Below are 8760 nucleotides of genomic sequence, written 5' to 3' on the forward strand. Positions count from 1 at the left end.
GAGTATGATACCATTTATATAGGTTTTCCTATTTGGTGGAATTTGGCTCCAAGAATCATCAATACATTTATAGAAAGCGGTGATTTTGCAGGTAAAACGGTTATTCCATTCGCCACTTCGGGAAGCAGCAGTATTTCTAATGCAGAAAAGGAATTGCAGACGAATTACCCCGGCATAAACTGGGGAAAAGGCAGGCTGCTGAATGGAGCGAGCCGGGAAACTGTCAAGCAATGGATTAAGAAATGAATTTCCAACCGAAACTTAAAGAAGTAGAGATGAAGAACATGGTAAAAAACATATGTGCGGCGATGGTTATTAGCCTTTGTGCTGCAGGACATTTGTCTGCAACAGAAAATAATCCTAATAATGATAATAAATTTATGGAAGAGAATTTGAATCTGACTCAAGAGTGGGACAAGACATTCCCACAGAGTGATAAAGTAGACCATAAAAAGATAACTTTCCACAACCGTTACGGCATTACACTTGCCGCCGATTTGTATGTACCCAAGAATGTGACGGGTAAATTGCCTGCCATTGCCATCAGTGGCCCATTTGGTGCCGTGAAGGAACAAGCTTCGGGCTTGTATGCGCAGACATTGGCAGAACGTGGATTCCTGACGATTGCTTTCGATCCATCCTATACGGGAGAAAGTAGCGGCCAGCCCCGTTATGTGGCTTCGCCGGACATCAATACGGAAGATTTCAGTGCAGCGGTCGATTATCTTTCCACCCGTGACGATGTAGATGCAGAGCGCATCGGCATTCTCGGTATTTGTGGATGGGGAGGCATGGCGCTTAATGCAGCGGCTATCGATACTCGCATCAAGGCTACAGTTACGGTAACCATGTACGACATGAGCCGGGTCAATGCTAACGGTTATTTCGATTCTATGAATGCCGATGCACGGCATGAATTGCGGCGCCAGCTTAATGCTCAGCGTACGGAGGATTATAGAAACGGTACATTTGCTCTTGGAGGAGGTGTAGTAGACCCGTTGCCTGCCGATGCTCCACAATTTGTGAAGGACTACCATGCCTATTATAAAACACCGCGCGGCTATCATAAGCGGTCACTCAACTCTAACCACGGATGGAACAAGACTTCACCGCTTTCGTTCATCAATATGCCTATCCTTTCATATAGTGATGAAATCCGTAGTGCAGTGTTGATGCTGCACGGTGAGAAGGCCCATTCACGTTATTTCAGTGAAGATGCTTTTAAAAAGTTGCAGGGTGATAATAAGGAACTGCTGATTATTCCCGGTGCAAACCATGTAGACTTGTATGACAATATAGAGGTAATTCCATTCGGCAAAATAGAGAGATTCTTCAATGAAAATCTTCGATGACCGCCTTTAATGTGTTAGGAACCGGACGTACTTTTCTTTAGCCTGGTTCAGCAACTCCTCTTTCAGGCAGATGTCTTTCCGGAAAAGCGAATGCTCCGGGAAGATTTCTTTTTTCTTGGACGCCTTGTTCCAATTTCCTACTACATGCCCCTTATAGAGAAGTACCGGAAAGAACAATCCGTTGTTGGTGAAAGCTTTGGAATAGTCCTCTTTGGGTAGGACGTCCGTCCGGTCCTTGTATCCTATCAGGTATTCGTCGTAGGAGGGAAGAAGGTGCAGGTTACCGGTCGCCTTTCCAGATGTCCGGCAGGAGTCATGGATGTACCATGTCTGGCTGTTCCATTGTTCGGACATCAGTTCCGGTTCTATCAGAGAAATGGCTTGCCTTGCTTCCGTTAAAGGCAAACCAGACCACCAGGAGAAGTCTTGCAGGGTAGCGGGGGCATGGCTGCGGAAATAGGCTGTAGCCAGGCGGGCCAGCGCTTCTTCTTTCGTCAGTTCGGGGGTAGGTGGAACTCTTTCGTCCAGAAGGGCATAGGTGTGTTGCCGTCCATGGCATTCTCCGCTGCACACAATTCCTTCGACTTCGGCACGCGACATAAAGCGGGTCATGTGGTAGTTGTCTGCAAGCAGTCCCGAACGTTCAAAATGTTCCGCAATCTCTTGTTTCGTCAGGCTTCGCTTCCCGCTGAGGATATTCCCAAGTACGGTATGGCTTCTGTCATATTGCTGTTCCGTGATTTCCAGACCATGTCCTTTTGCATAAGAATCATTGGCGGATTTGATGCGTTGTGCAGAGAGTTTCAGCATCCAACGAATGTCTTCTGCTGCTACCAGGTGCCATGTGGGACGCATTACGTGGGTTCTCAGTATTTCCCCTTGATGCAGGGCTTTTTCCACGGCTTGAATTCCCGGTGACTTCAGCCGCATACCTACGGCCCATTTCACCATTGTATAGTCTTGTGCCTGCATGGCGCCCATCCAGGAGATCAGTTCTTTCGGGTGGCCGAAGAGTGGAGTGGACAGTTGCTGGTTCTGTAAGCGTATTTCAGGGATTCTCATGTCGGTATGGTATTCGTTTGTATCAATAGGAATCGCAAAGATAAGAAAAGCAGGTCATCGCAGGGTATATCGTGTCCGCAATTATATTCTTTTGTTTCTTTTAACAGCTACTAATATAGCTATCTTTTATTTTTGCAACACACAAATTTGGAAAATATTCATAATTAAACAACCATAAGAACTTTTTTATGACTATGAGAACAAATTGTATTTTATTGTTAGTTATTTTGTTGGGAGCCTTTCCCTTAAATCGTGTACATGCCGATGAATCTGGAAGCATAATTCTGTACACTCCTTACACAAAAATTTCCGTGACGCCCGGAGCGTCCATTGATTACAGCATTGATTTGATTAACAACACGGACAGGGTTACAAATGCAAATCTCTCGGTCAGCGGATTGCCGGGCAGTTGGAAGCATGAAATCAAGTCAGGCGGCTGGACCCTCAGCCAGCTTTCTGTACTGTCCAAGGAAAAGAAAACGTTCAATTTGAAAGTGGAAGTTCCTCTAAAAGTAAATAAAGGAAGTTATCATTTCACAGTATTTGCCGGAGAAACCAAACTGCCGTTGGAGGTGGTCGTGGCCCAGAAAGGAACTTACCAGACCGAGTTCACTACCGACCAGCCCAATATGCAGGGCAATTCCAAGTCCACCTTTACCTTCAATGCCACTTTGAAAAACCAGACGGCCGACCAGCAGCTGTATGCGCTGATGGCCAATGCCCCCAGAGGCTGGAGTGTCGTGTTCAAGCCTAACTATAAGCAGGCCACTTCTGCCCAGGTGGAAGCGAACAGTAGCCAGAATGTGAGTATAGAGATTGTCCCTCCCGCCAATGTGGAAGCCGGCAATTACAAGATTCCGGTACGTGCGGCTACCGGTACGACTTCTGCCGACTTGGAGCTGGAAGTTGTTGTCACGGGTTCCTACGAGATGGAATTGTCCACGCCCAGAGGATTGTTGAGTACCGAAATCACAGCGGGAGATGTGAAGCGTATCGAGTTGGTGGTTCGGAATACCGGTTCTTCATTGTTGAAAGATATCCAGCTTTCTGCCAATAAGCCCGTGGACTGGGAAGTGTCTTTTGAGCCTTCGAAGATTGATATGCTGAAGGCGGGGGAAACGGCCAATGTCGTAGCTACCATGAAAGCATCCAAAAAGGCATTGCCCGGAGATTATGTGGCTACCATGACGGCCAAAACTCCTGAAGTGAATACAGACGCCCAATTCCGCATTGCCGTGAAAACCCCGATGATATGGGGATGGGTGGGCGTTTTGATAATAATCGTTGCCATAGGTGCCGTATGCTATCTGTTCCGTAAATATGGAAGGAGGTGAGCATGGACGAGCGAGTGATTGCATTGACAGACTTGACCAAGCAGTATGGGCGCTTCACTGCCGTAGACCGCATTTGCCTGACTATTCGTAAAGGGGAGATTTTCGGATTATTGGGGCCAAACGGCGCCGGCAAGTCAACTACCATCCTGATGATGCTGGGGCTGACGGAACCCACTTCCGGCTCTGTGGAGATTTGCGGTATCGACTCTACCAGGCATCCTATCGAGGTAAAGCGGAAAATAGGCTATCTGCCCGAAGATGTGGGGTTTTATGATGACATGACCGGTTCGGAAAACCTTATATATACTGCGCGTCTCAATGGCATTTCGGATGCCGAAGCGAAAGTCAAGGCGCTGGAGCTGATGGAGCATGTGGGGCTTGCCGGACAGATGAAAAAGAAGACCGGGAAATATTCGCGCGGTATGCGCCAGCGATTGGGGTTGGCAGACGTGCTTATCAAAAATCCGGAAATTATAATCCTGGAAGAACCTACTTCGGGAATAGACCCTGCCGGTGTTCAGGAGTTCATCGAGCTCATTAGGCAGTTGAGCCGGAAGGAGGGACTGACCGTCTTGTTCTCTTCCCACCACCTGGACCAGGTGCAGAAAGTTTGCGACCGCGTGGGACTGTTCAACAGTGGGAAGCTGGTCACCTTGATTGATATGTCTGATTTGAAGGACAAGCATCAGGAATTGTCTGATATTTATAACCATTATATGGAGGAAGGAGGAGAAAGGCATGAATAAAGTCAATTATCCTTTTCGGGTAGTCGTCAACAAGGAAATATCCGACCATGTGAAAAGTTGGCGGTTCATTATCTTGATGGGAATCATTTTGCTTACGTGCATGGGCTCACTCTATACCTCGCTTACCAACATAGGTGCCGCCATCAAGCCCAATGACCCGGACGGTTCGTTCCTTTTCTTGAAGTTATTCACAGCCTCGGATGGCACATTGCCTTCTTTTGTGCAGTTTATCAACTTTCTGGGGCCGTTGTTGGGGATTGCGCTGGGATTCGATGCTATAAATTCGGAACAGAACAAGGGGACGTTGAGCCGTATGCTGTCACAGCCTGTTCATCGTGATTGCATTATCAATGCCAAGTTCGTGGCTGCATTGATTGTGATAGGTATCATGCTGTTTGTACTGGGATTCCTCGTAATGGGCTGCGGGTTGATAGCGATAGGCATTCCTCCCACAGCAGAAGAATTTTGGAGGATTGTATTCTTTCTCATAATCAGTGTGTTCTATGTGGCATTCTGGCTGAATCTGGCCATTCTGTTTTCGCTTTGCTTCCGTCAGGCGGCCACCTCGGCATTGGCTTCGGTGGCGGTATGGTTGTTTTTCAGCGTGTTCTATACGATGATTGTCAATCTGGTTGCCAAGGCATTGAGCCCTTCGCAGCTGGCATCTCCTTATCAGATAGTCAGTTACCAGAAATTTATTCTCGGTCTGATGCGTCTGGCACCTAGCGAACTGTTCAATGAGGCGACCACAACGCTGCTGATGCCTTCCGTCAGAAGTTTGGGGCCGCTTACTATGGAGCAGGTTCAGGGGGCCATTCCCAGTCCGCTGCCATTGGGACAGAGTCTTTTGGTGGTGTGGCCGCAGCTCACCGGACTGATTGCAGCTACTGTCATCTGTTTTGCTCTTTCGTATGTCATATTCATGAGACGGGAAGTCAGATCACGGTAATGATAAGTATGTTTTATTGAGTGTTGAAAGTCCGTTCCGGCATTGGTTGCTTGAACGGACTTTTAATATTATTTGCCCGAACATTTGGTAATTCCAAAAACTTCCCTTACTTTTGCGCCCCGAACAAGGAGAGGTGCTCGAGTGGTTGAAGAGGCACGCCTGGAAAGCGTGTATACCCCTAAAGGGTATCGGGGGTTCGAATCCCCCTCTCTCCGCAACAGTTCTGAATAAGATGGAAAACTAGCGGGTAAAGGTCTACAAATCTATGATTTGTAGACCTTTTTTGCTTGTACTCCGTTTGCTTTGAAAGACTTGGAAACTATGTCTTTGTAAATTAATTATAGATAATGAAAGCTGGATGACATCTCCTTTCATAATAAGGCGATGGGATAATGCATTGCCACTGCAAAGCAAGTGCATGCTTTTTGCAGTGCTACTGCATTCAGCTTTGCAGTGGCGCTGCAACACATATGCAGTGTCACTGCAGCATATATGCAGTAGCGCTGCAACACGTTTGCAGTCACACTGCAGCAGATGTGCAGCGACGCTGACCCGGTAGGTGTGTACGGGATTGTATCATGTTTCGTTAAGAAGATATTATAAAGTATCCTTTGAATGTCGTATTTTTGTCTATCCGTAATTTAGAGTAGTCAAAGAAAACTATGAAACACACTCGTATGAAACTAAAAACAGCGGTAAAGAACCTTCATGAAGGCTGGAAATTCCGGCAGGCGAGACTGACCAATTGGTATCCGGCTACAGTTCCGGGAGTAGTCCACACGGACTTACTGCAGAACAAGATTATTGAAGACCCGTTTTTCCGGTTGAACGAACGGGGATTGCAATGGATTGACAAGGAAGACTGGGTTTATGAAACTTGCTTTACTCTTGCTGCCGACATGATGCGGAAAGAGAATATGGAGCTTGTGTTCGAGGGGCTGGATACTTACGCTGACGTTTATTTGAATGATGAATGTATACTGAAAGCGGACAATATGTTTCGCCGCTGGTCTATCCCCGTTAGGCAGTACATCAGGGAGGAGAATAATATATTGAAGGTGTACTTCCATTCGCCGGTAAAGATAGACGTCCCCAAATGGGATGCACTTCCTTACCAGTATCCGGCATCCAATGACCAGTCTGAAAACGGAGGCTTGTTCAACAAGAAGATAAGCATTTTTGCCCGTAAGGCGGGTTATCATTATGGCTGGGACTGGGGCCCACGTCTGGTTACCTCCGGCATCTGGCGTCCGGTGTATATCAGGGCTTGGAGCGATTTGAGAATCAACGATGTGTTTATCGAGCAGAAGGAAGTCGGTGCAGGCAGGGCCGTGATTGCCGGACATGTGGAGCTGGATGCCGATAAGGATATGGACGGAGTGCTGGTCACGATAACAGACGAGGCTACCGGAAGAGTGCTTGGCGAGTGGCAAGCGGATTTGAAGCGAGGCACCAATCGGGTGACCGTTGATTTCGTCCTTCACAAGCCGAAGCTGTGGTGGAGTAATGGACTGGGGGAGCCTTTCCTTTACCGTTTCCGTACGGATATCATTGCAGGCGGGGAATTGTTGGACTCTAAAACCGAAAGGGTGGGCATACGCTCTTTGAAGGTGGTGCATCAGCCGGATAAGGACGGGCATACTTTCTATATAGAGCTGAACGGGCGTCCGGTTTTTGCCAAAGGAGCCAATTACATCCCTTCGGATAACTTCCTGCCGCGCGTCACTCCCGAGAATTATAAAAGGACGATTCTCGATGCCGCCGGTGTAAACATGAATATGTTGCGTGTCTGGGGCGGAGGTATCTATGAGAACGATGTCTTCTATGATTTGTGTGATGAGCATGGAATTATGATTTGGCAGGACTTTATGTTTGCCTGCAGCATGTATCCGGCAGAAGGCGCCCTGCTCGATAATATCCATCAGGAGGCGGTGGACAATGTGAAACGTTTGCGCAATCATGCCTGCATTGCTTTGTGGTGTGGAAACAATGAATGCCAGGATGCCTGGCTGGGCTGGGGCTGGAAGTGCGAGATAGAACGGCAGAACAAGGAATATGCCGACAAGATTTGGGCACAGTACCGGCAGCAGTATCATGTCACCTTACCCGGGGTGGTCAGGGAGTATGCACCCGGAACCTTCTATTGGCCTTCTTCTCCGTTCGCATTCGAGGGAGAGATGTCCGGTACTACTGACGGGGACCGTCACTATTGGAGTGTCTGGCATGGTAAAGCACCCATTTCCGATTATGACAGCGAGAAATCCCGCTTTTTCAGCGAGTACGGCTTTCAGTCTTTTCCAGAGTTCGACTCCGTCAAGCGCTATGCTCCTTACCCCGAAGACTGGGATATACGTTCCGAGGTGATGATGTCCCATCAGCGTGGTGGCGACCATGCCAACGGGCTGATTGAGACTTACCTATTGAATGAATATAAAAAGCCGCGTGATTTCCGGGCATTCCTTTATATGAACCATGTGCTGCAGGGAGATGCCATCAAGACGGCCATCGAGTCGCACCGCCGCCAGATGCCGTATAATATGGGGACGCTTTTCTGGCAGCACAACGACTGTTGGCCCGTAGCTTCCTGGGCGAGCCGTGACTATTACGGACGCTGGAAGGCGCAGCACTATTATACTCGCAAGGTCTATGATGACATCCTGATTTCTCCGGTAGTGGAGGGGGATGATTTGAAAGTATATGCAGTGTCCGACCGCTTGGAGAATACTTCCGGCCGGCTGCAGCTCCAGGTCTGCCGGTTCGACGGCACTGTGGTTTATCACTGGGACAAATCTGTCGGCATTTCCGGTAATGACAGCCGTGTCTGTTTTTCCGCACCGCTTGCCAAGCTGCTGGAGGGGGCAGATAGAGGAACGGTATATGTCCGCGTAGACTATACGGACAAATCGGGCAGGGTGTACCATAACAACTACTGTCTGGACAAGCAGAAGAATATGAATTATCCGAAAGTGGATTTGCAGACCGAAGTCCGTTCCATTGAAGGCGGATATGAAGTGACGGTATCAACAGACAAGTTTGCCCGTGCCGTATGCTTGTCCGTTGCTGACAATGAAAGTGTATATAGCGACAATTATTTTGATGTCCAGCCGAAGAGCAGCGTGCAGGTACAGGTCAGGACGCGATTGTCTGCCGAAGCGTTCAACGCTTCGTTGAGGCTGACTTGCTTGAACAATGAATTCTGATAAGTTATGGAAAAACAAAGCGGAGCAACATATTGAAATGTTACTCCGCTTCTCATTGAGATGTTGAAAAATGTGTTTTCAGGAGATTTAGTTGTTTTCTTTTTTAATGTCTATGGT

General features: G+C 47.9%; 7 protein-coding genes and 1 tRNA gene. 7 read left to right on the forward strand and 1 reads right to left on the reverse strand.

The annotated features are described in order from the left end of the window. Together ABUA47_RS19495 and ABUA47_RS19500 are read left to right on the forward strand one after the other, a co-directional pair. On the forward strand, window positions 1–246 hold a 246-nt coding region (locus ABUA47_RS19495; RefSeq protein ID WP_349831919.1), incomplete at its 5' end, for a flavodoxin. A gap of 29 nt (window positions 247–275) precedes the next feature. Beyond that, a complete protein-coding gene (locus ABUA47_RS19500) occupies window positions 276–1352 on the forward strand; it encodes an alpha/beta hydrolase (RefSeq protein ID WP_008664986.1) in 1077 nt (358 codons plus the stop codon). A 6-nt stretch (window positions 1353–1358) separates the two neighbouring features. Here the strand turns inward: ABUA47_RS19500 and ABUA47_RS19505 are convergent, their stop codons facing one another. Then, on the reverse strand, window positions 1359–2414 hold the full coding sequence (locus ABUA47_RS19505; protein ID WP_005831685.1) for a winged helix DNA-binding domain-containing protein: 1056 nt from the start codon (window positions 2412–2414) through the stop codon (window positions 1359–1361). Between the two features lie 188 nt (window positions 2415–2602). Between ABUA47_RS19505 and ABUA47_RS19510 the strand changes: the two genes are divergently transcribed. From ABUA47_RS19510 to ABUA47_RS19530, 5 genes are all read left to right on the forward strand, one after another. Further along, window positions 2603–3748, forward strand: coding sequence for an NEW3 domain-containing protein (locus tag ABUA47_RS19510; protein WP_005831683.1), 1146 nt, complete (start codon window positions 2603–2605; stop codon window positions 3746–3748). Window positions 3749–3750: 2 nt separating this feature from the next. Beyond that, entirely contained in the window at window positions 3751–4494 is a 744-nt protein-coding gene (locus ABUA47_RS19515; RefSeq protein ID WP_349831921.1) for an ABC transporter ATP-binding protein, read from the forward strand. Next, window positions 4487–5443 carry an ABC transporter permease gene (locus ABUA47_RS19520; RefSeq protein ID WP_005831677.1) on the forward strand — a complete coding sequence of 319 codons (957 nt, stop codon included), beginning with the start codon at window positions 4487–4489 and terminating at the stop codon, window positions 5441–5443. The genes ABUA47_RS19515 and ABUA47_RS19520 overlap by 8 nt, the downstream gene beginning before the upstream one ends. Window positions 5444–5570: 127 nt before the next feature. Then, window positions 5571–5658: transfer RNA gene (locus tag ABUA47_RS19525), tRNA-Ser, on the forward strand. A 447-nt stretch (window positions 5659–6105) separates the two neighbouring features. Beyond that, window positions 6106–8643, forward strand: coding sequence for a beta-mannosidase (locus ABUA47_RS19530; RefSeq protein WP_005831673.1), 2538 nt, complete (start codon window positions 6106–6108; stop codon window positions 8641–8643). The last annotated feature ends 117 nt before the right edge of the window (window positions 8644–8760 follow it).

The organism is Bacteroides sp. RTP31139st1_H2_RTP31139_211217, from assembly GCF_040227615.1.
In the GTDB taxonomy this organism is placed as follows: Bacteria; Bacteroidota; Bacteroidia; order Bacteroidales; family Bacteroidaceae; genus Bacteroides; species Bacteroides uniformis.

Coding starts and splice junctions, on each gene's coding strand:
- ABUA47_RS19520 (WP_005831677.1), top strand. CDS start 4,487: ATGAATAAAGTCAATTATCCTTTTCGGGTAGTCGTCAACAAGGAAATA.
- ABUA47_RS19505 (WP_005831685.1), bottom strand. CDS start 2,414: ATGAGAATCCCTGAAATACGCTTACAGAACCAGCAACTGTCCACTCCA.
- ABUA47_RS19530 (WP_005831673.1), top strand. CDS start 6,106: ATGAAACACACTCGTATGAAACTAAAAACAGCGGTAAAGAACCTTCAT.
- ABUA47_RS19515 (WP_349831921.1), top strand. CDS start 3,751: ATGGACGAGCGAGTGATTGCATTGACAGACTTGACCAAGCAGTATGGG.
- ABUA47_RS19500 (WP_008664986.1), top strand. CDS start 276: ATGAAGAACATGGTAAAAAACATATGTGCGGCGATGGTTATTAGCCTT.
- ABUA47_RS19510 (WP_005831683.1), top strand. CDS start 2,603: ATGACTATGAGAACAAATTGTATTTTATTGTTAGTTATTTTGTTGGGA.